Origin of the sequence: Hyphomonas johnsonii MHS-2 (genome assembly GCF_000685275.1) — a bacterium.
Taxonomy (GTDB): domain Bacteria; phylum Pseudomonadota; class Alphaproteobacteria; order Caulobacterales; family Hyphomonadaceae; genus Hyphomonas; species Hyphomonas johnsonii.
Genome location: NZ_ARYK01000011.1, coordinates 40,003 through 63,986, shown reverse-complemented (window position 1 = coordinate 63,986; position 23,984 = coordinate 40,003). Strand labels below are relative to the sequence as shown.

Below are 23,984 nucleotides of genomic sequence, written 5' to 3'. Positions count from 1 at the left end.
AACTGAAGCCATGGCGCTTTGTGACGCGACACGCCAGTCGGACGACCGATGCTTTATTATATTCGTCCAATGATGGAACGCAACCGTGCAGTGGTTGAGAGATCGAATGGCCAAGTACTTTGGGCAGCCGGCGGTGGTCCCGGACCTCAGCATGGCCGGCGACCGGGAAGATACCAAATTGTTCTGAAATCCCTTCCGGAAATGGATGAGCTTGAATATGCCTTGCTCGATAGCACAGAACACCGGCACGGTAACTCACGGCTGAGTTGCCAGATTGAGGTCACGTCCAGCCTTGGTGGTATCTGCGCCAAGATCGCACACGCGGACGACTAGTCTGCTGCAACGGATACGTGAGCGGACGGCATGCCTGAGACAGCGGTACGCTCACGTCCGCGGTCACCCTGACCCTGCCGACCATAATCGGCGTGAGGCTTGGCCCCTTTATCACAGGAATTGTCAGCGACCTCTTTAGGGTGTTGTCCGGGCCACCGGGAATTAGGTGACCAATTCTGGCGCTTGGGCTTAGAATATAGCCAAGAAACCCTTTCCCTCCTTCAGTACTTCGCCCGAGATCATCCATCTCGCTGCGCTCAAGCACGTCCGATTTCCGCTATCACTTCGCGATGTAGAGGACCTGCTCCGCCAGCGCGGCATCGATGCGTGACGCCGCTCTTCACGAGTGGCGCGATCTTCTCATCGCCTAACACCTGCTCGTCCGCGAATATCGGAGACTGGCTCGTATTAGACTGACAGCACCGCCAGCCAGTCTGCCGAATTCAGCGACTTCCCATAGCCCGACATTTATTGCCGGACTTTCCGGGACTTGGGCGGCTGTTCCGCAACCAATCTCTGATGGTTTACAGACAACTCGCCTCACGCCGGGCCAAAATGACGCGCCGTCACCGTTTGCCTTTTCGGTGGTCAGGTTTGGCCCGATTTCCCTGCTAGCAGGGAAATCGCAGGGAAGAAATGCGTTTAGCGGCGGTAGGACGGGTCGGAGGAGTCGCGACTGCCCCAGGTGAAATCCCAGCCTTGGACAGCGCCGAATCCCGGACTTGCCGGATCAGAACGCGACAGATCCGGAACGAGGAGACGATCCGCAATCTTCCACACCCCGTCTCGCCTCTCAAACCGATCGATAAAGCGACTGAAAACCGTTGAATTTCTACCGTCTTTATACTCACTAAACGAAATGCAGTAAGTTTCAGTAAGGGCCACTTCCCCTTGCAGATCACAGCGGAAATTTCCGATAAAATGCTGGCAGGCGCGAAGATTATCGCGCATCCAATCGACGATCCATTCACTGAAATCAACTCCGCGGCCCTTGAACATGCCGTGATCGTCCGTCGCATCCTGATGATAAACCGAACGCAGCACTTCCACGTCACCGCGGTCGACGCCACGGCAATAGCGCGTCAGCACCTCGTAAATCTCGTGCTGGCTTAACAATTCGTCCAATCGCGCATTCTCTTCCCGCATAGCACCCTCCATTAATCCGGCTCTCCTGCCTGGCTCACATCTTTCCAGGTATTAGAAGACTAAGCAGCTAGCAGAAACTGATTCATAATCGCGCCAAACTGGCGACGTCAGTTTAATGTGCACCAGTCGCTAAAGTTCGCGCCATCGACGAAGGGAGTCCGCTCGTTTCAGTTTGAGCCGAACTCTAGTGTGGGTGCGGGGGTATTGTGAGAGGAACCGACCTTGAGATGACATTTCCTGAGGCTGGCGGGCAGGACAAGGCACCTCCAGGCGCATGCCCAGACAAGATCAGGCTACTGGAAGAATTTCCTTCTAACCTATTCGACCGGTCGCGCCTTGTAGATGTCAGTATCTATCTCCCCTTCCCATCGGGCCACGATGGTCGCAACGCACAGGTCGCCAGTAACATTCACGACTGTGCGGGTCATATCCAGTACCCTGTCAAACGGCAGGATGAAACCGACCACGAGTGCGGTCTGCGCGGGGCTCATTCCGACGCTTTCAAGTACGGCAGCCAAGAGGAAGAGAGATGCTGATGGGACGGACGCCGTGCCCACAGACACAAGAGTGGTCGTTAGTCCAATCAGGACATAGTCTGAAAAATCGAGCGGAATACCGAATGCCTGAGTAGAAAAGATGGTGACAACACCGACATAAAGCGCCGTTCCGTCCATGTTGATCGTCGCGCCCAATGGCAAGACGGACGACGCAACAGCGGGCTTGATCCCCAAATTGTGTTCTGCCGCGGAGAGGCTGGCCGGAAGGGTTGCGGAGCTTGACGAGGTTGAGAATGCAACAAGCTGCGCCTCTCTGACGCCGCGCAGGAATGGCAATACTGGTAATCGCGCCAATAGCTTAAGAAGTAGGACCTGCGTAACGAATACCTGCAAGGCGCACCCAACCAGAACGACGATCGAAAGCAGGAAAAGGTATACGAATGTCTGCGGACCGGTCGTGCCCATCACAACTGCAACCAAGGCGAAAACGCCAAACGGTGCGAATTCCATGACGAGGCCCGTCATCTTGAGCATCAGCTCTGTAGCGGATTCGAAATTGGCTGCAAGGGGCCGCCCTTTCTCGCCTATCATGAGGAGTCCAGCACCTGTGAGGAGCGCAAAAAAGATGATCGCCAACAGGTCTGCCTGCGCAAACGCGGCGAACGGGTTCACGGGAACGATGGATAGCAAGCGGTCCTTCAAATCTATCGGCGCCTGAAACTCTGCCGGACTGGCGCTGGAGAGATCAATGCCCACACCGGGTCTCACGATCACAGCCAAGACAAGACCGATAGCGATCGCCGCCAGGGTCGTTCCAAGATACAAAATTATCGCACGACCGCCTATGGAGCCCAGTCGCTTGGGGTCGTGCATCGACACAACACCCGACACCAGGGTGACGAACACAAGGGGCACAATCAACATCTTGATCAGGCGCACAAAGAGCGCACCAACCCAGGAGATATTGACTATGCTGTCGCCGACGAGCGCTCCGACAACACCGCCTAAAACGAGCGCGATCAATATGCGCTTCCAGAGAACCATCTCAAACCAAAAGGCCAGCGCTTTGTTCATTGCCTCGATAATCCCCCTAGATCGTCAATGACTATTACATACAGTCTACGTTTTCCGTATGCTGACTTACCTGCAAACGGACACTGTGAATAAATTGGAGCGGTCGCGACAGCCCAAAACCGGTCCGCGTGGCCAGTATGCGTTTACTGGCAGATGCCCTCGGAAGGTTCGTGCCTTAACCTTTCACCAGGCACACCAGAGGCTCGCTCATCGCCTCGAACAGCATGCTCACCGTTTTGAGGCGGAAAACCACACTGGCCAATTGATGCCGCTCTGGTATCCGTATAGCCGACGACGCCGTCGCGCCGTGGGTCAGCAGCGCCAACCCAGCCTGGTGTTTCAAGAGCAAGCGCATGCACTCCCCCGAAATATGCGTTGCGGTCCCGCTGGATGTACGCGTCACTTGCTGTGCTGAGATCGAGGCCAAGTCGGGCGAGATCAACCCCTTCAACGGGCCCCTCCAGATAGGCATTGTCCCGGCCATCCTCCGCGTCCACCGCCACGTGGACGCGCAGTGCATCGACTGCGGCTTCAATTCCTGCGCCCACGTCGACCCAATGGCTGATCACCTGCGCAACGGTCGAGATGATCCGCTCGCTACCGGGGCTACCCAGGACCAAGACGGGATTTGAGTCTCGCGTCACGATCGTCGAACTCATTGAGGAATAGGCCATTCCGCGAGGCTTCAGCGAAAATGGCCGACCTGGTTCCAGATCGAAAGACTGCATATAGTTGTTGTAGAAGAACCCCAGAGACGGGCTGGCCACCCGGGCGCCAAAATAGGAATCGATGCTGGCCGTCACGGACACAACCATTCCGTCTGCATCCATGACACTGAAATGCGTGGTTTCCCCTCCCGGCGGTACGAAGGCGCTGGAAAGACTGCCAGCATGCGCTTTCGACAGGCGCGCCCGGATATCAGATTCATAGTTCACCAGGTCCGACTCCGGCAAATCATGCCGGGCACGATGAGCCGCCTGCAGGGCTTGCAGGAGCGCCTCGGTCCGGGCCGGGCTCTCTTGGGCAAGGTGTTCTGCTGGAAACTGCTCCAGGAGGTTCAAGGCCAACAGCATGACCCAGCCGCCTGCCGGCGGCGGAAGTGTGTAGACCTGAACGCCGCGATAACTTGTCGACAGGGGTGCCATAATCCGTGGGTCAGACGTTGCCGCAAGATCTGCGCGAGTAATCCAGCCGCCGTAACGGGCCATGTCGTCCGCAATCGCTCCGGCAATTTCCCCGGTGTAGAAATCATCTGCTCCTGCTGTTGCCAGCCGCCTGAGTGTGTCTGCCAGGACAGGCTGGCGCATCAGGTCACCCTTGGCTGGTACATGACCATCCGGCATGACGACAAAGGGCACGATTGTCGGTGACTTAAGCAAAGCCTCTTCAGTGTGCGCATAGACCTTTGCGCGAAAATTGCCCACAACAAAACCGTCTTCGGCATAGCGGATCGCAGGTTCCAGCAAGTCAGCCCAGGCTATCTCACCACCGCCATATTGGCGGTGCGCAAAATCCATGACCTTGACCGTCGATGGCACTGTCATCGCGGTCCACCCCGTCTTCAGGTCTGCCGGGTCAACCGTATCCGGCAAGCGTCCGGGCGCAAAGGACGTGCCGTTGATGACCACCGGTGCCTCTCCCGGTCGTTGAAGGATGATCTGAGACTGCCCCCCAAGGCCCGACATCGCTGGCTCGGTCACGCCAAGTGCGAATTGAACCGCAATGGCAGCATCCATCGCATTTCCGCCCTGTTCCAAAATCTCGACGCCCGCCGACGTGGCCTCAGGCGAAGCTGAACTGACAATTCCGGCAGGATCCGCACCTGCCTGCAGGACTATAAGAGCCTGCGCGGCCAACCCGATTGCCAAGATCCGTATCATTCATTTTCTCCCAGAAGCAGAGCCATTGTTTCTTCCGCCGCCAATCGGGCGATACGGATAGTTTCGTCGCCAGGCGTGGAATCACCGACTTCATAGGTCAGCGCGGGAATCTTGTATGTTTCGTGGATCCACGTCTTTGACGTCGCCAAGTCAGGATTGTGTGACGCGTCGCGATGTGGCGCGCCTTCGCCCAGGGAGTGCACCAAGCGGTCAGACAGTGCGCCCGCAAATTCGGGGCGGCTACCGTCTGCGCCATCTGGCTGCGTGTAGAGCGTATCCTTCCACGTCGAATGAAAGTCCATGGCAACGGCAAGCTCACCGAGACTGGCAAGCCAGTCACGCGCAGCGCGCGTTTCTGCTTGCGTAAATGGCCCCCAGTCACGATTGATATCCACGCCGCGCGTATTGTGTCGCCACTGTCCGAGCGCGACTCCATCGGGGTTCAAGACCGGCGCGACCGCCACGCGAAACCCATCGCGGAATCGGACCGCCAGCGGATCGCTCTCAAGCAATCGGCCGACAAACGCCTCCAGCGCCAGTGCTCCGGTGATCTCAGGCGGGTGCTGGCGGCCCATCAGGACCAGGACAGGCGCACCTTCTGCGCCGAATGTCAGAGCTTCAATATCCCGGCCTGCTTCGGACACGCCTATTTGCTGATAGGCGACACCTGGCCTCGTTGCAGCCTGCCGCAACCAGGCACGGTAGTGATCCAGGCCGAAAAGAGGTTGAGCGGCAATCAGCGTGTGCCCTTTCCTGACATCAACGCTTATTGTCGCTGACGTGGCACCCGGTTCTGGTGCATCAGGAAGCGCAGCCCACGTCAGGCCGTCATCTCGACTAATCTGTGGCGCGTAGCGGTGCTTACCGTGAATGTACGTCAACGTCAGGCTGAGATCTGCCTGCGAGCGGGCGTCTATCGAAAAGGCATACCAGCTACTCGGGTTAATCGGGGTGTCTTCTGGTCGGACATACAAACTGAACTGATTGGTGCCCGTTTGCTCGCAAGCTGTCAGGCGACCCGACTCAAAATCGCCTGAAAACGCGACGCCTTCATAAACGCAGACCGGACCGTTCTGGAATGCGGGCAAGTGCCAATCAGGATCGCTGACACATCCAGGCAAGAGAACCAGACACGCAGTGAGGAAATACCTAGACTTCAAGATGTGCGACAGCATGTGGGGCCATCCTCGTATTGTCATGCGCAACACCCGGCGCATAGGCGAGACGCCAACCCAGCGGCACGGCCAGCGCTTCGGCGCGAACCCGGCCTGCCTCCAGAAAAGCGCGCCCCCTATCAAGCCGGTGGCGCCCCTGAACCATGGCTTCCGGAGACCGATTGAGCGAGGACTGGGTCGTATCCGTATCATCTGTCCCGAGCAGAATCGTCAATGGCCGCGCGAGCCATTTGCGCACCTGGTCGTCTGAAATCCCCGCACCACCCAACCCGAACGGCGTCGGGATGTTCGGGTCGGGCATTGTATACCAGCCGGCATTTGCACTAACAGCGCGGTGCACGCGCGCCGCCGGCTCAAACAACAGGAACCGATGGACAAATTGCGCACCGGCGGAATGGCCGTAGATGCTGTATCGCAATGCCGTCAGCCCCATCGTCGTGCGCAATGTATCAAACATTGGTTCCAACGCTGAGAAGGACCAAAGCGCCTGATCGATTGATGCACCGTCAGGTGAATACCGATTACCCTGATTGTAGCTGCGTGCATCCGGAAAGTCGGCCCTGCTGAATTCCGGCACCGCGATGTTCAGGCGCGCTGCCTCAGCAACTGGGGCCCACTGGTCACGATACTCCTCCGCATTGCGTCCCTGACCGTGCATGACAAAGACGAGCGGCGAATGCGCTCCTGCCTGCGCCGGCCGATAGGTCCAGACAGGCAGAGCCGGTCCGGACCAATCAGTGAAGACAAGGCGCGCTCTGCTTCCCGAAAGCGTGGCCGGAGCCCGCAATGCCCCGGCACACGCCGTCCCCGCAAAACACAGGCCCATGAGCAGGTGGCGGCGATCAATTTCTGGCCCGCTCATCGACTGGCGATCTCCCCTAGAAGGACTTCGAAATTTCGCCGTAAATGACCCGACCCTCAATGGGATACAGGCCGGAAAGGTAACCAGGGCTTTCATCGGCGCGTGGGGGCAACTCGTTCGCGAGGTTTCTGACTCCGAGCTTGATACCCGTTCCACCAAGCGGACCGATGCCCTGATCAAACTCGTAGGAAACATACCCATTGATGGAGTACCAATCATCGACCTGCCACAGATCGCCGGTTGTATCGTTGGTCGCGCTGGTATCTTCGACATCGGAGACATAACGGACTTGCCATCCGGACTGCCAGCCTCCCATGCTCCAGGTCACCGAGGCACTGCCACGCCATTCAGGATTGCCGTTGCGACGCAGCTCATCAAAAGTTGCTCCGTCGCGCGTCTCTTCAAACGTATCGAGCTTCGTCGCGTTAACCCCGAACCGGAAATTCCCGACCGCAGTTTCGCGTGTCTCATAAGACACGGACATATCGTAGCCGGACACTTCCCGCCCATCGAGATTCACATACCCGTCAATTACATTCAGAACTTCGCCAACGGGTGCGCGCTGCGTACCGGGGTTTGCCAGATTGTAAGCATCGAAAGCGGCAATATCTGTCGGTGTCGCAGCTCCGCGGATGACGTTGGGATTGCCAGCCTGGCCAGCGGTCAGCCGGGCAAAGTCATCGTCGAGAAGACGATCCACGCCGATCACCGTGATCGCATTCGTCGTCTCTACCTTGAAGTAGTCAACGGAAACACGAAGGCCATCGAGCACCGTATCATCAGGATCGAATACGATGCCCAGCACCGTGCTTTCGCTCTCCTCAGCCTCCAGGTCAGGATTCCCGAAGCGCGTCGACGTGCGATATGTATCGCCGATATCGTTTGGTGTGCCGGTAACATCTTCCCGATAGGGATCGGCATCCCCTTGATTGCGCCGTGTAATCGTTCCCTGGTTGATCTGAACGAGGTTTGGCGCCCTGAAGCCTTCACCATACGCCGCGCGAACAGACAGAGACGGAACAATGAACCAGTGCGCAGCGACTTTTGGCTTCAGGCTATCGCCATAGTCCGACGCATTCTCGAACCGTGCAGCCAGTTGCAGGTCAAGTGCATGAACGAGGGGAAAGCGATTGGCTTCACCAATCAGCGGCACATTAAGTTCGGCAAAAACAGCTGATGTATCGCGGTCGCCGCCGAAATCTCGGGTCGCCGATACGCCGACGAGGTCACTCTCATCGGGAATCGCGCCGTTTGTGAACGTCATTGTCCCATCAAGGCGCGGGTCGGAGTCATCGAAGATTTTCTCGTGCCGGAAGTCGACACCAATCGCAGCACCGACGTCGCCGCCCGGCAGGCTGAACAGGTCAGGCCTGGACGCTTTGGCGTCCCAGGTCACCATTGACGACTCGGCGACACGCACCGAACTGATTCTGATTTTCGAGAGAACACTCTCTGGATTGGCGTCAGGACCGCCAAACGGGTTGAACGCATCTGGCGTTGAAAGGGATATCTGGTCCTGCAACAAGGTTTTGGACTGGCGGTTGAACTCTTCGTCCCGCGCATCCGCTTCCGACCAACCAAGTGCGCTCTCAACATCCCATCCGCCGAACTCACCGCGAACACCGCCGAGGAGCCGATAGAGGTCCTGGTTCACCTTGATTTTGCGTGGTCCCAGCTCGAGCGGCCGATAGCCCTGGATGACAAGGTCCAGCCCCTCCGCCGGTGCATCAATCCCAGCCACGCGGTTGGGACTGCCAACCGCCCCGAACGGGTTATAGTAGTTTGATGCCGGAACAATGATCAGCGCCAGTGAAGCATCAAACGGCCCGGGCGCACGCTGCGTGTCGGATTCTGAGCCATAATACATGCCTTCGCCGAACACCTGAAATCCGCTGTCCAGGTCATGGGTAAAAGTCAGAGCGAGATTGGTCCGGTTGACTTTTGGAATGACGGTTTCATCTGCATAGAAATTATACCGCAGCTCTCGGTCTTGACTGCCGTCATCAATCGAAATGCCATTGCCAAGCGAGGCGACACTACCCGGAAACGCATCCGGCTGGAGGTGAAACACGCCGCTGCTCGACGTGAGGTTGGCGCCTCCCTGGCGAACACGCACCCCTGTGAACGTCCCATCCCCGTTCAACATCCCAGACTGGAAGCGCCCATAAGGACCAATGGTCGACGTGTTGTCGAATTGTGTGTCGCCGAGCCAGTCGGCTGGCAGCAGATCGCGCCGGTCAAGTGTCGAATACCATTCCGGAAGCTCTGTCGAACTGACATCGCCACGCTCGTAGTAAGAACCAGCAATTGTCATGTGCGTCTTGCCGCTTGCGAACTTGAAACCGTGCCGCAGCGAAGCCGACAGTTCAGTCAGACTCGTTTCGGTGCTTTCGCCGTAGCGAAGAGAAGCATACGTGCCGTCATAATCCTCGTACAATGACAGGTTCACGACGCCCGCAATCGCGTCTGAGCCGTACAGAGCCGACGCCCCATCGCGCAGCACTTCAACGCGCTGAATCAGGTTGGCAGGAATCGAGTTCACGTTGGTAAATGTGACAGGCACACTATCAACTGACTCCGATTGCGGGTGACCGACAATCCGACGCCCGTTGACCAGGACAAGTGAACGGCCCGAACCCAGCCCACGTAAGTTGATCCCGGTCACATCACCCCGCGCACCATTGGTGCCGGTATTGTTGTCAGTGAATTCGATGTCGCCAATCGACGGCAGGTTTGCAAGCAGTTCACCTGTCGAAAGCCCGCCTGATGCGTCCAGTTCGTCCCGGCCAATAACCGTGACAGGCAGGGCTCCGGAATCACCTACTCCCTGTAGATAAGATCCGATCACTACAACTTTTTCAGCAACCAGTGTGTCCTCGTCCGCCGGAGGCGGCACCTGGCCGACTTCTTGCGCCACAGATGGAAATGCCAGCAGTGCAACGCTGCCGAGAAGTCCCGCCTTGATCGATGATGCTTTTTTCACGTCTATTCCCCGCCTGAAAAACACGACCTCCCGCCGTGCAGATTCGAAGCAAAAACCAGAAATGAAAAAATGTAAACAAAATTATTGCATGAGGGTTTATATTCTTTTTAGTTATACTTGTATTCGAAGAAACCCTACCGACTCTCCATGCGCTTCGACATGACGGCCAGCCGCTTGCGCAGACTTGCAGACAGGTCGTCAATCAACGCTCGGACAGGAACGTCGAGCCCCTTGCCAAGCGGATAAACCATGTTGACCGGCAGGGTGAGCGCCTTGGGCAATGCGTGCAGATCAATGCCGGGATCGTGCTCAGCGGCATGAATCGCGCTCATGGCGTCTACAATTGCAAGGCCGGCGCCGCGCTGGGCCAGGCTGCACGCCATCTGATAGGTTTGAACGCGAAGCAGCGGATCACCACGCCACCCCGCCGCAACGCCAATCTCCGCCAGCATTCTCCCAAGTGGCTCGGTCGCCTCCAGCGCCACGAGTTCATGCTGGAAAAGCGTCTTGCCCAGTTCCTCAGCGGAAATGTCGCCCAGCGTTCCCCGTTTCGAAACGCAAACAACTGGCACTTGTCCGATGGGAATGGCCCCAACGGATACTGATCGCGTTGAGGCATCAAACACCAGCCCCATGTCAAATCCGTAAGCAGGCCTTGAAATTTCCGACAGAACCTCACCGGAATGCCGCGTCGAAATGGTGAAACGCATTTCCGGATCCGTCGACCTGAATGCCATGACAGCGTCCGGCACAAGATCGAGTCCCAGGGCCGGGGTGGTGACAATCCGCAAGTGCCGGCTGGCTCCAGAGCGAAGGCGAAGTGCCGAAGCCGTCAGGTCTTCGAAAGCGCTGCGCGCGCGTTCTGTCTCCTTGAGCAATACCAAAGCTGCGGGCGTCGGCTGCAACCGCCCCGATATTCGGTCAAACAGAAGATAACCGAGTTCGCTCTCCAACTGCTTGATGCTCTTTGTCACCGATGGCTGGGAAACGCCCAACTCGGCGGCGGCGCTGCTCACCGTACCGGACAGCATGACAGCATGAAATACTTCGAAGAGGCGATAGTTCATTCTTCTAAGTATTACTTTTAGTAATGGATAATGTCAAGATTTTCTGTTGACGCATACGTTAATTCTGAATGATCTGTACGTAAATTCTCGCGCGGACAGTTCATAATGACTTCAATCCTTCATCGTAGTCCTGGGAAGACATTGCCAGTCGCAGCCGGCGGCAGTGGCGCATGGCTTTTTGACACATCCGGCAAGCATTATCTGGATGGGTCGGGCGGCGCAGCCGTATCTGCTTTAGGGCACGGCCATCCCCGTGTCGTGGAAGCCATGTGCGAACAAGCCCGCAAGCTTGCATTCGCACACACGGCATTCTTCACACACGAACCCGGTGAAGAACTTGCGGAATTTCTCACGCAGCGCGCGCCGGAGGGGCTGGATCATGTTGTCTTCACATCAGGAGGGTCAGAGGCCATTGAAACGGCCCTGAAGCTTGCGCGTCAGTTCCATGTCGCCAATAGCGCTAATGACAGAACTGTGTTTATCGCCCGCCAGTTCAGCTATCATGGCGCTACGCTTGGCGCGTTGTCGATCAGCGGCAATCAAGGGCGCCGGGCGCCGTACGAGCCGCTGCTTGCGCCGTGTCATTTTATTGCGCCCTGCTATCGATACAGGCACGCTCGCCCCGGCGAATCCGAGCAGGCGTACGCCATGCGCACGGCGGATGCGCTCGAAGAAGAAATACTGCGCGTCGGTCCCGGCCGGGTAGCTGCCTTTATCGCTGAACCCGTTGTCGGCGCGACCCTGGGGGCTGTGGCGGCCGACATTGGCTACTTCAAGCGGATTCGCGAAATCTGTACGCGGCACGGCGTTCTTATGATCGCAGATGAAGTCATGTGCGGCATGGGGCGAACCGGGACGCTGTTTGCCATGAAGCAGGAAGGCGTGACGCCGGACATCCTTGTCATGGCGAAAGGCCTTGGTGGAGGATACCAGCCGATCGGCGCGACGCTACTGCATAAAAAAGTCCATGACGTTGTCACCGCCGGGAGGGGACGGTTCGAGCACGGACACACCTATATGGGCCACCCGATGGCCACCGCAGCTGCGCTGGCGGTGCAAATGGTCATCGAGGAGGAGGGACTTCTGGACAGCGTCGTACGCAAAGGCCAGATCCTGCGCGATATGCTATCAGAGGCGCTCGGACCGCTCGGAATTGCAGGAGACGTTCGCGGCCGGGGCCTGATGATCGGAGTCGAGCTCGTCGAAGATACGGCGACGCAGCGGCCCTTCCCTGCAGAACTACGTCTCGACCAACGCATCAAGGACGCCGCGATGGAAGCCGGACTGATCATTTACCCCGGGCGCGGGTCGGCGGGAGATGGCTTGGGAGATCATGTGCTGATTGCGCCGCCCTACATCATCAGCGAGTCCGAAATTGCAATCCTGGTCGAGCGTCTGGAGAGAGCGATCAAGGCGGCGCTTCCGGTTTCGGCATGAACAATCCCGAGCGCCTGATCTCGGTAGCGCCGAACGGTGCGAGGAAGTTGCGGGCAGACCATCCGGCCCTGCCTCTTTCTCCCGAAGACATTGCCGCGGATGCGGCCGCATGCGTGGCCGAAGGGGCCAGCCTGCTGCATCTGCATGTACGGGATGCAGAAGGTCGTCACTCATTGTCAGCAGATGCCTACAAGGCCGCGATCAACGCTGTTCGCGATCAGACGGGAAGTGACCTCATCATTCAGATCACGACGGAATCTGCCGGCATATTTGATCGCACCGCCCAGATTGCCGTCGTGGAAAGCGTTCGACCCGAATCCTGTTCGGTAGCATTGCGAGAGTTGTCCCCCAACGGATCGCAGGAGGAAGTCGCCACCTATCGCCAGTTCCTGGCAGATTGCCGACGCGAAAGCATCTGGGTGCAGCATATCCTCTATGACGCGGATGATGTGCGGCGGTTTTCAGACTTGCGGGCAGATGGCGTCTATGGCGAAGAGCTGCCCTTCATTTTGTTGGTCGTCGGTCGCTATCGCAGTGAATCTCAGAGTGACACGCTTGAATTGCGGGCGATGCTGGATGCGCTGGATGAAAGCCCCGCTGCCAAGCCCGTTTGGGCCGCCTGTGCATTTGGACAGGGCGAAACAAATCTGCTGTCGGAGGCCGCCAGGAGTGGGGGGCATGTCCGTGTCGGGTTTGAGAACAATTTTCTCATGGCCGATGGATCGCTGGCGGGATCCAATGCCTCGCGGGTGGGTGAAGTGGCCGCCGCACTTGGGTCACTCGGCCTGTCACCCATGAGCGCCGACGGCGCTCGCAAAGCGTTCAAGCTGCGCCGTTACCGTTGAAGCAGGCCGCGATAGACTGTTATTCGAACTTGAAGTGCCACCGCGCGACCTTCTCGTCGCCAGCACCTTCTCGTCCACGAGTAACGCAAGACGGGTTCGCATTTGACTGATCGCGACAGGTAAGCTCCATCAGGCGCCAATCACAGCAAAAGTCTGCAACCCGCACCGACACACGACCCTGTCCTTCAGATCGAGATTCCTCGAATTCTGCCCTTGTAGAAACGGGATCGCCCTCTCATGAAAGCACACATGACGAACCCCAAGAGCTTGCCAGACCCGCATAAATAAATCAGGTCTGCCTGTATCAGGCGAGCGGTTCGCCCAGTTGAAAGATGTGCTGGTGACGGATTTCTTCCATGCGCAGAAGGGCCCGGTCAGGGCCACAAGGACAACACGTTGACGATCAAAGTCAGGCAAGATGACGGGCCCATCAAACGCGCCATTCGAAATGCAGGCTGGCTGTTGGCGGGCAAGGGCGTCGGGGGCGTATTCAGTCTGGTCTATTTGGGACTGGCCGCTCAAAGCCTCGGCGCGGAGCGGTTTGGTGTGTTTGCACTTATCCTGTCATACGGACAGGCCGTCTCAAACCTCGCCCAGTTCCAGTCCTGGCAGACACTTATCCGCTATGGCGCCGCACATGAGGCCGCCGGTGATTATGGCAAACTGCGGCGGGTCATATGGTTCACGGTCCTTCTCGACATCGGGGCCGCCCTGGTGGGTGCCGCGCTCGGTATCGCAGGCGTCTACCTTGTGGGCGGACAGTTAGGGTGGTCTGGCGAAGAGCAGACCCTCGCACTTCTGTTCTGTACGTCCTTGCTGTTCGGGCTGAGGGGCACACCCACAGGCATCTTGCGTCTGTTCGATCGCTTCGACACCGCCGCATACGCGGAAACAGTGCTGCCGGCGATGCGCCTCGCAGGCGCGTTGCTGGCCTGGCTAACCGGTGCCTCGATCCTCGGGTACCTTGTCGCGTGGAGCCTTGCCGAACTGGCGACGACCGCCGCGATCTGGTGGGCCAGCCTACGAGAAGTCAAACGCCGAAATGCCGGTCACGTGCACACGAAGGGCCCAAGACTGCGCGGCGTCGTAGGGGAAAACCCAGACATCTGGAAATTCGCCTGGGCGACGAATCTCACAACATCCCTGCGCCTTGTCTGGAAGCAGTTTCCCGTGCTGGCCGTCGGTTGGGCGCTCGACAGCGTTGCAGCAGGCGGTCTGAAGATCGCCACGCAATTGGCAGGCGCAATACACAAGCCGACCCTCGCCCTCGCCCGATCCGTCTATCCCGAACTCGCGAAGCTCGCCTTGGGCGCCTACGAAGACGTCAGACGAGTGGTCGTCCGTTCATCCGTTGCCGCCGGCATGGCTGGCATACTGGCGGTGGCCATCATGGCAATTTTTGGCCGGTTCGCCCTCGATCTGGTAGGCGGGGATGCCTATTCTTTCGTCTATTCCGTCCTGGTCGTGCTGACAATCGCGGCAGCCGTCGAGCTGTGCGGTGTCGTTGTCGAGCCAGCTCTCGTGGCGCTCGGCAGGCCTTGGCAGGTCCTGCTGGTCAGGGTGATCGTCGCTGCTGTTTACGTCCCGCTCCTGGTCTGGATGATCCAGGCATTCGGCCTCATTGGTGCAGCTTGGGCGACCGTTTGCAGCTCCCTGATGCTTGTCGCCTGCCTCTACGCCGTATTCCGGCGCGCAGTGAACGCAACTGCCAGCAGCATAGTCGCCGACGATACGCGCGGTGGCGCACGCTGACATACTTCTCCGAAGGCCGCCCCCTCCCTCTTCCCGCGTCCTGTTCAAACTGACCATTTGCGCAGACGCTCCATATCACCTGCAAATTGCCGAATTCGTCGCAGGTTCGGCAGGAAAATCGACAACAACCCATCAGTGGCTCGGCCCAAAAGGGGCTTCCGGTCTTTGCTGAGCGTGATTTATCGTCGCCACCGGGGCGACGACAATGAGATGGTTGCTTCTGGTTGTCTCATGCGCATTGAGCACAATACCTGGCTCGATCCCTGCCGATCATGGGTTGGTCTGCTAGCCGCGGGGTGGGTCAGCAAGCATCGGAAAACGAATGACCTGCAAGCCGCCGCACCTGGTGGCTGCAATGAGTCCGTCCTCCTGACCTGCGTCAGTTGGTTATATGACACATGCCAATCTTGTGACTTCAACTTGGAGTATTGCGTGTATAGAGCAAATCATTAGGATTTAGATCGAAGACTCAGGGGCAGTTCGCTTTGAAACCAACAGCAACGACGGCAGGGATTGAACTACGCGCGGGGACATTCGAGACAATATGTGACGCACTGGACTATGCGGCCGAAGGCAATTCGGGTGTCAATTTCTATCATTCAGACGGACGCCTGATGAATAGTCTCACCTATGGTGAGCTACGAAACAACGCCTTGGGCATGGCCGGCCAACTGGCCGCCGCATTCGCGCGCGAGTCCCGCATCGGCCTTGTCGCAGAAACCTCTGCAGACTTCGTGACTGCTTTCATGGCCTGTCAATATGCCGGCATGGTGCCTGCCCCGCTCAGCCTGCCCGCGGCCTTCGGCGGGCGCAAGATTTACGAGCGCCAGGTCGGACAGATGGTCAGACAGGCCGGCCTTGCTGCCTTGATGACGCCAGCCTCCGTCCGGGATATCATCAATTCGGCACTATCGGGAACGTCGGTACGTGTAGTTGACATGTCAGGTTCCGACCTTCCATCCGGCACCGCACTTGCGCTGCGGCACGGCGCGAACGACCTGTCGTACATCCAGTTCTCATCCGGTTGCACGAGCCAGCCCAAGGGCATTGTGGCAACACAAGCGAGCGTTTCTGCAAATTGTCGCGCGATCATTCAGGAAGGCTTGCAGGTTGTTGAGGGCGACCGGGCCGTGTCTTGGCTACCGCTATATCACGACATGGGCCTGGTCGGCTTCTTTATCGCCCCCCTGTATTCCCAGCTGTCGATTGATTTCCTGTCGCCGTCGGATTTTGCCCGACGCCCCGGCACTTGGCTCAAACTTATCAGCGAAAACCGCGGCACGCTCTCCTACAGCCCGAGTTTTGGTTATGAACTCTGCGCCCGTCGTTATCGCGGTGAGGTGTTGGATCTTTCATCCTGGCGAGCCGCAGGCATCGGCGGCGACATGGTGCGTAGCGAGGCGCTGTCGGCCTTCACGCAGACCTTCGCTCCATCCGGGTTCGATCCGTCCGCCTTTGTCTCAAGCTACGGACTGGCAGAAGCAACGCTTGCGGTGTCGTTCGCGCCCCTCAGGGCGGGCCTGCGAACAGACGACATCGATCTGGCGAGGATGCAGACGTCCGGCCGCGCCCTGCCCGCTTCCGACCTGACGTTTGAGGGAACAGCCCGGAGATTCGTGTCCAGCGGCCGCCCGCTGCCTTCGCTCGACCTGCGGATCGTCAATGACAACGACGAAGCGCTGGGCGACCGGCAAGTCGGCCGCATTATCGTGCGCGGTCCATCCATCGCCGCAGGCTATTTCCGCGTGAATGAACCGTTGCAGCCTCTTACCAATGAGGATGGCTGGCTCGAAACGGGCGACCTAGGCTACTGGAATGAGGACGAGCTTGTCATCACCGGACGCTCAAAGGACCTGATCCTCTGGAATGGTCGCAATATCTGGCCACAGGATATTGAAGGCGTCGCACAGGAAGCCGGTGGTCGGAACATCGCCCGCTCGGCTGCATTCGACGTACAGGACGAAAATGGCGCGATCAAAATCCTGCTCCTGGCCGAATGTCGGTCACGCGATGAAGCCGTTCGCGCTGAACTCAGGCGCGACATCTCGGCGGCGACCCGCGCGGCAACAGGTGCGCCAGTGTCTGTCGAGTTCGTCGCCATCCGTTCCTTGCCGACAACCAGCTCCGGAAAATTGAGCCGGGCGGCCGCGCGCATCGGCTTTCTCGCGGGTGATTTTGTGCCGCAAAGGCAGGGCAATGTCGTCGCAGGCACACTCGGGGCCTGATCAGCAATCGCCCGCACATCTATCCCCGACCACACACGCATCGGCCTGACGGGCGCGACCGGGTTTGTGGGCCGGAAATTATTACCGCTGCTGCTTGAGCAAGGTGTTTCGGTCAAGGTCCTCGCTCGGCCCGCATCCGGCCGCAAGATGGAGCCCCGGCCCGGCCTTGAGTGGGTGGCCGGTGATCTCAGGGACCCGGACGCGCTTGAGCGCCTGGCGACCGATACAGACGTCATCATACACCTCGCCGGCCTCACGAAGGCGCGCAGCAATGCAGAATTCGATCAAGTAAATGCAGCCGCCACAGGCCTGCTGGCCGGAATCGCCAGGGACGCCGGAGTCCGGCACTTCATTCATGTGTCATCCCTTACGGCGACACGAGCGGACGTATCGGCCTATGCCCGGTCCAAGGCTGCGGGGGAACGCCTTGCGCGCGACGCGGCAGGGACAATGCCTGTTAGCATAATCAGGGCACCAGCGGTGATCGGACCAGAAGATTCTGCAACGCAAACGATGTTCAGACTGCTCGCAAGGGGGCTTCTCCCCGTACCGGGGGGCCGCGCGAGGAATTACAGGTTTTCGGTGATAGACGTCGACGACCTGGCAGCTCTGCTGGCCCGGCGCGCACGCGATGACAAACCGAGATCCGAGGTGATGACTCCTGCCGGTCACCTCAGCCTGCGCTGGAACGATATTGCAGACAGCGCAGCCCGCGTGACAGGACGCAAGATCAACATGCTGGCCGTGCCTGCCTTGCTTTTCGATGCTGCTGGTTTTATTGCAGATGGCACCGCCCGTATTACAGGCAGACCCCATGTCTTCTCGACCGGAAAGGTGCGCGAACTGCAGGCGGGCGACTGGCTCGCTGATAGGGCCATCGAACTACCGACAGCACTCGACGTGACAATGGCGCGCTGTCTCGCCCCGTTTCTTGCTCCTGGCGGGTTCCGGCCTGTACATCGCGGCGGGATCGAAAAAAGGGATGTGTAACGTGCAAGATTCTCACGTATTTGAAAATGTATCCAAGATACTCAAGGCCCATGCACATGCCGATATTCTGATTACGCCGGACGTGCGCATCAGCGCCGATCTCGAAATCGATTCCGTTGAAATTTTCGATATCGTCATGGAAATTGAAGACATTTATGACATCAGCTTTCCGGTAGAGGTCGCGTCCAGCATTGATACCGTCCGGGACCTTGTGGAAACAATCGGGCAATTGACCAATGTTTGACAGTGGCATGAAGAAAAACGACATTTTCGAAAAATTCGAAAAGCTGGCTGAGCGCTATCACGGCGTTGCGACCCTTGGGACGCAGCCCTTCGGCATGGTGTTTGACGAAATCCTGTCACCTACGCGAGCGCGAGTAGGTTCACGCGAAGTTATCCTGGCTGGAACCAACAATTATCTTGGCCTGACCTTCTCAGAAGCCTGCACAACCGCTGCCAAGGCAGCCATCGACCATCAAGGGACCGCCACGACCGGAAGCCGTCTGGCCAACGGTACATTCCGCGAGCATCTGGAACTTGAAACAGCCCTGAAGGCCTACTTCAACGCTGCCTCGGCCATCGTATTCACAACCGGATACCAGGCGAACCTCGCAGCCATAAGTGCCCTCGTCGGGCGCGGAGACCATCTGCTGATCGACGCCGACAGTCACGCCTGCATCTATGATGGCTGCCGCCTGAGCGATGCCGAGACAATCCGGTTCCGCCACAACAGCCCGGAAGACCTAGCCAAGCGCCTCTCACGCCTTCCGGATGACGGCGCACGCCTGATCGTGGTTGAGGGCCTGTATTCCATGCTGGGCGACGTTGCTCCACTGGCAGAGTTCGTTGACGTGGCCAGCGAGCATGGCGCGTTCCTGTACGTTGACGAGGCCCATTCGGTGGGCTGCTACGGCGAACGCGGGCGAGGTGTTGCGCAGGCGCAGGGGGTTCTCGACAAGGTTGATTTCCTGTCCGGCACATTTTCGAAAAGCTTTGCCTCGCTTGGCGGTTTTTGCGTGTCGCGCCATGAATCCTTTGAATACACACGCCTTGTCAGCCGCCCATACCTGTTCACCGCATCCGGGTCGCCGGCAAACATTGCGGCCGCGCGCGCGGCGCTCGCCACGATTGCCGGTAGCGATGAGCTTGGCAGGCGCCTTTGGGATCGTGCCAACCAACTCCATTCCGGCCTGCGGGCAGCAGGCTTCGAACCTGCCTCCGCCCCCGGGCCGATCATTGCCCTGCCAAGGGCAGACGAGACGACAGCCGTGCGCGAGTGGAACGCACTCCTGGAGGCCGGAGTTTACGTCAATCTCGCTGTGCCGCCGGCAACGCCACAAGCCAAATCCCTGCTGAGACTGAGTGTGTCTGCCGCACATAGCGAAAGCGAAATTGATCAGATCCTCGAAGTGTTCAACGCCCTGTCGGATCTGGTCAGTTAAACGGCCCAGTTCAGCGGAAAGCCCCGGCTCGGAAAAGGCGCCAAGCCAGAACTGGCGCATGCAGCACCGGGTGATTCCGCTCATTCTCGCTGACAACAAGCGTCACGCCAGAGTGGCCTTCGATTTTTTCGAGGATGTAGTCGAGTCCCGCATCGAAGGTCGCGGCGGCCTTTAGTACGCGCAGCGCTCCGACGGGTTTGCCGATGACCCGCCGCAGGAACCAGCGCACCCGGCAAAGCGCGGCCGCCGCACCGCGGCCAGTTGATGGCGGGGGTTGCTGGGCAAAGAGCAGAGACGTGAGTTTGCGGTAGCGGTCCTCAAATCGACCGACAATCTCTTGCGCACGGGCCTCGGGCGTTTCCGGGCGTAGCTCGGTTCGGTAACTCTCGGTCAGGCCCCTCACCCAAGGGTCAAGCGGTTGGACGGGCTCGTCCAGCATCGGCGCAACTTCCCTGGCGAGCTTCGCACAGGCGCTTGCCAACGTGTCGATGAGGGCGTCGTGAACAGCCGGATCGTCGGTAATGATGGTTGCTGGCTGGGCAAAGCGTGCCCACAGCATCGACTCGAATGCATCGCCGCGCGTGCGCCGGTGAAAGGCCTTTTCCGATACGATGGCGTACTTGCTGCGCAGCCGCACGCCATCGCCATCCACGACCTCAAGGAAATGGACGCTTGGAGGAACGAGGAATGACGCAAACTGTTTCACACCCACCCCGTGGATCGCTCGGTAACTGTCGACGATAACGTAGAAATCCAGCATCTTGTCGGCGCGCTCTCCCATCCGCAGGGCTGAGCCGTAAAAGATGAGTGCGCGCACGGCACCGGGGTGCTTCGCACGGATCGCATCAGCCATGCAGGCTGCCGCCCGGTTAAGCGGCAGCTGGTCAGCACGTACAATCTCGCGCAGGCCCTCACGCACCGAATCCTCTATCATCTCATGAACCTTATCGGCGGTGTGACGCCGACTGCGAGATGTCCGTCGGGGGGGGCGGGCAGCATTTCTCCATCAAGCATGATCCACCCCTTGTAGTCCAACCTGACAGCGTCGGCGCGATGACTGACCAGCCCATGCTGGACCATGCGGTGACCTGCCTGACCGACCAATACCTTCAGCAGTGCAGCATGTAGACCCTTGATCGGCCAGCCGGCGTGTGTGACCGCGATGGGTGCAGCTCCCTCACCCCAGAAAGGCCGGAGGCGAAGGTTGAGCGAAGGCAGGGTTGTCATCAGGCTGAGCGCATGACTGCCTTCCACCCGAAACTGTGGCGCTTCGACCGTCAGCGGACTGGGGCAGAGCACAGGTTGGCCATCACGGCCAAGATGCCGGCTGGGCCTCGCCATGAGCCGTGCCATCGCCCCCGCGATGGCAAGTGATCCGCGATGCCCCTCGCCATGCAGTTGCTGCTGCGTGTACGCCATGGCGCGTGCCAGAGACCCGGTCGACAGGAGAAATCCAATTGCGGGGCTTGCCAGGCTTGCGTTGTCGACGACCAGCGCTCTGTGCCAGGCCGTGGCAAGCCTGTCGCCCTGCTGGGCACGGCGCTCTATGTACGCGCGCGCCACATTTTGAGTCTTCAGTTTCAGGCCGAAGACCTTGTAGGCAAGATTTGTGCTGCCGCCCGGCAGGATTGCAAATTCGGGCACGTCGTCGAAACCTGACCGGGGTGCAAGGCTGGCTGTCAGCACGGCCTGCAAGGTGCCGTCGCCGCCTTCGACATAGACCTGCCGGACCCCTTGGCGCGCGAGGCCAGCCATCTGGACCTCAAGATGGTTGAAGTCATCGAGCTTCACCAGCGACACACCCGGCATATTGGCGGCGGCCGCTTCCAAAACAGAGCCTTTCCGCCGGACGGTATGACTCCGCGGATTTACGACCAGCCCAACCGGGGCCCTCATTTTTGAACTTCCCGACCAAGGGCCAGCCATAAACCGGCCAAGGCCAGACCGAGTATTGGCAGGGCGACCGCGAGCGGGGCGCTGAAACGACCGCTCTCGGCAAGCGTCTTGAGCACACCGTCCGTGACCATGAAGACAAACCCCGCCGCCACGCCGCGCGCCAGGGCAATGTCGCTGCTGTCACGCCGGCCGTAAAGCTGCATGATCGGAACTGCGAGCATGAGGACCGCAAGGGCTGCAAGCGGTAGCGAAATCCGGTGTAGCGCCCAAAGCAGGTATGCGCTGGCCGGGCGACTGCCGGAGCCCCGCATCCGGTGGAGAGCAAGCAGGTCTGCGAGCGCAAGGTCACGCGGCTCCGTCAACAGGAGGTGAAGACTGTCGGGGGTCTGCGCGCTGGACCAGAACGTATCGTTCTGCGGTGTTCGCCCGTCGAATCGCTGCTGCTCGGTATCTTCAAGCCGCCACCCGCCCGCGACCGGGCTTGCCGTGCCTGCCGTCGTGACAGCAATCACGGCGCCGTTCGCATCACGTTCGAAAATCGTCAGGCCAGACAGGCGTTCGTTCTGCATTCCAGCGACTTCGACGAGCAACCGGCCATCGGACAACCACACGCGCTCCGGCGTCTGCGAATTCTCGCGCAGGACAGAGGTGCCGAGCCAATCCTCCAGCGCTTTGCTGGCAACCGGATTGATCTGGTCAATCCCGATTGCAGATACGACGCTGACAAAAATAACAGCAGGAGCAAGAGCGCGGACCTGACCAAAAACCGACAAGCCGGAGCCTGATATGATGACCAGTTCGTTTCGTCGATACAGAGACGCGTACGTTAGCAGGACGGCCAACAGGAGCCCGAACACGAACGTCCGGTCGAACAGGATGGGCATCCTGAGCACCATGTATCTCACCTGCCCCACCAATCCCGCACCGTCTGGCACAAGGTCAGCATTGCCAAGCGCATCGAGCACACCGAGCAGCGTCACCATGCCGAACAAGGTGATGAAAAGGCGCTGCAAAAATAGCACCGACAGGTAACGCGAAAGGCGGCTTGTCATATCTGGGTGGTGTCACTCACGCGTTTAGCCGGGAGCGATTTCCATCGCCGGCGAACCCGCCCTGGCCCGAACAGTATGTGACCGTGAGCAAGGCGGCGGAACATGAAAAGCGCCGCCACGGCAAGAACCAGGACGACCGGCCAGAAGCCGGCCCATGCCGGAACAGCGCCGCGTTCGGCCAATGCCAAGCCGTATTCCAGGATTTTCTGGACCGACAGAAGAAGGAGGATACCAATCGCGATACCACCGGAACGCGGCGTGCGGCCAAGGTTGAGTCCGAGGATGACGCCAATCAATGGCAGGATGGGTAATATCGCGGCGCGGCTCACACGGTCATGGAAACTCGCATTGGCAACAACCGGGTCGATCGCAGCGTCACTCGCCCCCTTTGATGCAGCGACGAGTTCCGGCAAGACCAGCTCGCGCTCGTCCTGGCCCCGCTTGCGAAAGTCACCATCAGGGGTCGGCATCGGCCAACTCAGCTGGCCGTAAGACACTGTATGGTTCGAGCCGGATTCATCGGCCCCGCCGACGGTCCCGCCCGCTCCATTGTTGAGCGAAATGATGATGGTCCCATCCCCCATCTCATTCAACTCGCCGGTTTGCCCTGTCAGGAAGTGGCGTGCGCCATCCGGCTCGGTTTCGAGAATGAAGGTCTGCCCCAGATTACGCTTGGAGCCGTCCACATGGTCGGTCCAGACAATACGATCCTTGAGTTGGACGAACTTGCGCTCCTGGAATGCCGTCACGACAGATTCGTTTTGCAGGTCATACACGACCTGTCGGTAATTGTAGCGCGACAAGGGTTGCAGGAACCCGGATATGAACAACGACACCACGGCCAGTATGATAGCCAGCCCGAGGTAAGGTGTGACGATCCGGTACAGCGACACACCCGCCGCCATCAGGGCGACGATTTCGCCAGAACGACTGAGCCGGTCAATGGTGATGATCATGGCGATCAGGAATGCCCCTGGCAGGGCAAGGTCGAGGTAATGAGGGACAAGATTCGCCACCATCAGGCTGGCCGCCACGACCGTATCGTTGGACCCGGAGACGATATCGATGATGCGTATCAGCCGTTCAAGCAGCAGCAAGGCAAGCGCGAGCATGGTCAGCCCGCCAAACAGGCCGAGGCAGCTTTGCAGCAGATAGCGATCGAGCTTCACGATCATCCCTTGCGCAATCTCCCGTCAGCTGAATCTGCCGCATTGCGACAGTGCCCGAACAGCCCCTGCTGCAGGCTTCCATTGATACGACCGTCACCTTGTCATTACTATAATGTCATCTTAACCGATACGTCACGTTTGCGTCAGATTTGGAGGATC

18 protein-coding genes and 1 pseudogene are annotated in these 23,984 nt (G+C 59.0%); 8 read left to right on the top strand and 11 right to left on the bottom strand.

The window, feature by feature from the left end; translation table 11 throughout:
• Positions 1-529: 529 nt before the first annotated feature.
• A pseudogene (locus tag HJO_RS18975) lies at positions 530-658 on the top strand (IS6 family transposase); the annotation flags it as partial.
• Between the two features lie 317 nt (positions 659-975).
• On the opposite strand, the gene HJO_RS18270 reads toward HJO_RS18975, so the two are convergent.
• The 7 genes from HJO_RS18270 to HJO_RS17965 all read right to left on the bottom strand — a co-directional run bounded on the left by HJO_RS18270 (position 976) and on the right by HJO_RS17965 (position 11,017).
• A complete protein-coding gene (locus HJO_RS18270; protein ID WP_162173854.1) occupies positions 976-1,479 on the bottom strand; it encodes a nuclear transport factor 2 family protein in 504 nt (167 codons plus the stop codon).
• 317 nt (positions 1,480-1,796) lie between these two features.
• Positions 1,797-3,050, bottom strand: coding sequence for a dicarboxylate/amino acid:cation symporter (locus HJO_RS16300; protein WP_051618731.1), 1,254 nt, complete (start codon positions 3,048-3,050; stop codon positions 1,797-1,799).
• Between the two features lie 143 nt (positions 3,051-3,193).
• Complete coding sequence (locus HJO_RS16295) at positions 3,194-4,930, bottom strand: gamma-glutamyltransferase family protein (RefSeq protein ID WP_051618730.1); 1,737 nt, start codon at positions 4,928-4,930, stop codon at positions 3,194-3,196.
• On the bottom strand, positions 4,927-6,105 hold the full coding sequence (locus tag HJO_RS18265; RefSeq protein WP_162173853.1) for a M14 family metallopeptidase: 1,179 nt from the start codon (positions 6,103-6,105) through the stop codon (positions 4,927-4,929). Before HJO_RS18265 ends, HJO_RS16295 begins: the two co-directional genes overlap by 4 nt.
• Positions 6,080-6,562 carry a carboxylesterase family protein gene (locus HJO_RS18560; protein ID WP_162173852.1) on the bottom strand — a complete coding sequence of 161 codons (483 nt, stop codon included), beginning with the start codon at positions 6,560-6,562 and terminating at the stop codon, positions 6,080-6,082. Before HJO_RS18560 ends, HJO_RS18265 begins: the two co-directional genes overlap by 26 nt.
• Before the next feature lie 421 nt (positions 6,563-6,983).
• Entirely contained in the window at positions 6,984-9,950 is a 2,967-nt protein-coding gene (locus tag HJO_RS16275; protein ID WP_051618727.1) for a TonB-dependent receptor domain-containing protein, read from the bottom strand.
• A gap of 134 nt (positions 9,951-10,084) precedes the next feature.
• The gene (locus tag HJO_RS17965; RefSeq protein ID WP_051618726.1) at positions 10,085-11,017 is read right to left on the bottom strand and encodes a LysR family transcriptional regulator; all 933 of its coding nucleotides are present in this window, start codon (positions 11,015-11,017) and stop codon (positions 10,085-10,087) included.
• Between the two features lie 105 nt (positions 11,018-11,122).
• Here HJO_RS17965 and HJO_RS16265 point away from each other — a divergent pair, with 105 nt between their 5' ends.
• The 7 genes from HJO_RS16265 to spt all read left to right on the top strand — a co-directional run bounded on the left by HJO_RS16265 (position 11,123) and on the right by spt (position 19,708).
• Positions 11,123-12,454: an aspartate aminotransferase family protein gene (locus HJO_RS16265; RefSeq protein ID WP_035619097.1), complete on the top strand. Its 1,332-nt coding sequence runs from the start codon at positions 11,123-11,125 to the stop codon at positions 12,452-12,454.
• On the top strand, positions 12,451-13,299 hold the full coding sequence (locus HJO_RS16260) for a beta-keto acid cleavage family enzyme (protein ID WP_035619095.1): 849 nt from the start codon (positions 12,451-12,453) through the stop codon (positions 13,297-13,299). Before HJO_RS16265 ends, HJO_RS16260 begins: the two co-directional genes overlap by 4 nt.
• A 396-nt stretch (positions 13,300-13,695) precedes the next feature.
• Positions 13,696-15,051, top strand: coding sequence for a lipopolysaccharide biosynthesis protein (locus HJO_RS16255; RefSeq protein ID WP_084142156.1), 1,356 nt, complete (start codon positions 13,696-13,698; stop codon positions 15,049-15,051).
• Between the two features lie 485 nt (positions 15,052-15,536).
• Entirely contained in the window at positions 15,537-17,276 is a 1,740-nt protein-coding gene (locus HJO_RS16250; RefSeq protein ID WP_035619094.1) for a fatty acyl-AMP ligase, read from the top strand.
• Between the two features lie 66 nt (positions 17,277-17,342).
• Positions 17,343-18,266 (top strand): NAD-dependent epimerase/dehydratase family protein, encoded by a 924-nt coding sequence (locus HJO_RS18260; protein ID WP_162173851.1) that lies wholly within the window; start codon positions 17,343-17,345, stop codon positions 18,264-18,266.
• Position 18,267: 1 nt separating this feature from the next.
• Positions 18,268-18,510, top strand: a complete 243-nt coding sequence (locus HJO_RS16235; protein WP_422120075.1) for an acyl carrier protein — start codon at positions 18,268-18,270, stop codon at positions 18,508-18,510.
• Positions 18,511-18,517: 7 nt separating this feature from the next.
• Positions 18,518-19,708: a serine palmitoyltransferase gene (gene spt, locus HJO_RS16230; protein ID WP_241764774.1), complete on the top strand. Its 1,191-nt coding sequence runs from the start codon at positions 18,518-18,520 to the stop codon at positions 19,706-19,708.
• Between the two features lie 10 nt (positions 19,709-19,718).
• On the opposite strand, the gene HJO_RS16225 is transcribed toward spt, so the two are convergent.
• The 4 genes from HJO_RS16225 to HJO_RS16210 form a co-directional block, all read right to left on the bottom strand.
• The gene (locus HJO_RS16225) at positions 19,719-20,561 is read right to left on the bottom strand and encodes a hypothetical protein (RefSeq protein ID WP_156945815.1); all 843 of its coding nucleotides are present in this window, start codon (positions 20,559-20,561) and stop codon (positions 19,719-19,721) included.
• Between the two features lie 77 nt (positions 20,562-20,638).
• A complete protein-coding gene (locus tag HJO_RS16220) occupies positions 20,639-21,604 on the bottom strand; it encodes a diacylglycerol kinase family protein (RefSeq protein WP_162173850.1) in 966 nt (321 codons plus the stop codon).
• Positions 21,601-22,656 carry an LptF/LptG family permease gene (locus HJO_RS16215; RefSeq protein ID WP_084142151.1) on the bottom strand — a complete coding sequence of 352 codons (1,056 nt, stop codon included), beginning with the start codon at positions 22,654-22,656 and terminating at the stop codon, positions 21,601-21,603. The genes HJO_RS16220 and HJO_RS16215 overlap by 4 nt, the downstream gene beginning before the upstream one ends.
• Positions 22,653-23,831, bottom strand: a complete 1,179-nt coding sequence (locus HJO_RS16210) for an LptF/LptG family permease (protein ID WP_035619081.1) — start codon at positions 23,829-23,831, stop codon at positions 22,653-22,655. The genes HJO_RS16215 and HJO_RS16210 overlap by 4 nt, the downstream gene beginning before the upstream one ends.
• Positions 23,832-23,984 lie beyond the last annotated feature (153 nt).